The sequence below is a fragment of the Brevibacillus sp. YAE8 genome, from assembly GCF_057543335.1.
In genome coordinates this window covers 1-1,160 of record NZ_BAAIYG010000074.1, presented here as the reverse complement: position 1 = coordinate 1,160, position 1,160 = coordinate 1, and the positions used below count along the sequence as shown (strand labels likewise).

Here is a 1,160-nt window from a genome sequence, read left to right as displayed (position 1 = left end):
CGGGACACGTGAAATCCCGTGTGAATCTGGCAGGACCATCTGCTAAGGCTAAATACTACCTAGCGACCGATAGTGAACCAGTACCGTGAGGGAAAGGTGAAAAGCACCCCGGGAGGGGAGTGAAACAGTACCTGAAACCGTGTGCTTACAAATAGTCGGAGCTCGTTAAAAGAGTGACGGCGTGCCTTTTGTAGAATGAACCGGCGAGTTACGGTAGCGTGCGAGGTTAAGTCGAAGAGACGGAGCCGCAGCGAAAGCGAGTCTGAATAGGGCGCAAGTACGTTGCCGTAGACCCGAAACCGTGTGATCTAGCCATGTCCAGGGTGAAGGTAGGGTAACACCTACTGGAGGCCCGAACCCACGCACGTTGAAAAGTGCGGGGATGAGGTGTGGCTAGCGGTGAAATTCCAATCGAACTCGGAGATAGCTGGTTCTCCCCGAAATAGCTTTAGGGCTAGCCTCGGAATTAGAGTCTTGGAGGTAGAGCACTGATTGGGCTAGGGGCCCTCATCGGGTTACCGAACTCAGTCAAACTCCGAATGCCAATGACTTATGTCCGGGAGTCAGACGGTGAGTGCTAAGATCCATCGTCAAAAGGGAAACAGCCCAGACCATCAGCTAAGGTCCCCAAGTATACGTTAAGTGGGAAACGATGTGGAGTTGCCCAGACAACCAGGATGTTGGCTTAGAAGCAGCCACCATTTAAAGAGTGCGTAATAGCTCACTGGTCGAGTGACTCTGCGCGGAAAATGTAACGGGGCTAAACGTATCACCGAAGCTATGGCAGTCCTTATGGACTGGGTAGGGGAGCGTTCCAAGCAGCGGTGAAGCCGTACTGGAAAGAGCGGTGGAGCGCTTGGAAGTGAGAATGCCGGTGTAAGTAGCGAAAAGACAAGTGAGAATCTTGTCCACCGAAAGCCTAAGGGTTCCTGGGGAAGGCTCGTCCTCCCAGGGTTAGTCGGGACCTAAGCTGAGGCCGAAAGGCGTAGGCGATGGACAACAGGTTGATATTCCTGTACCACCTCTGTTCCGCTTGAGTGAGTGGCGTGACGCAGGAGGATAGGGTGAGCGGCCTACTGGATGGCCGTCCAAGCAGTAAGCCTGGTGTGTAGGCAAATCCGCACACCGCTAAGGGCAAGCTGTGATGGCGAGGGAAATTT

The 1,160-nt window shown here is 53.8% G+C and carries 1 rRNA gene; it reads left to right on the top strand.

Going from position 1 to position 1,160, the window contains the following annotated elements:
- Positions 1-1,160: ribosomal RNA gene (locus AC27IT_RS27640) — 23S ribosomal RNA — on the top strand; the annotation flags it as partial.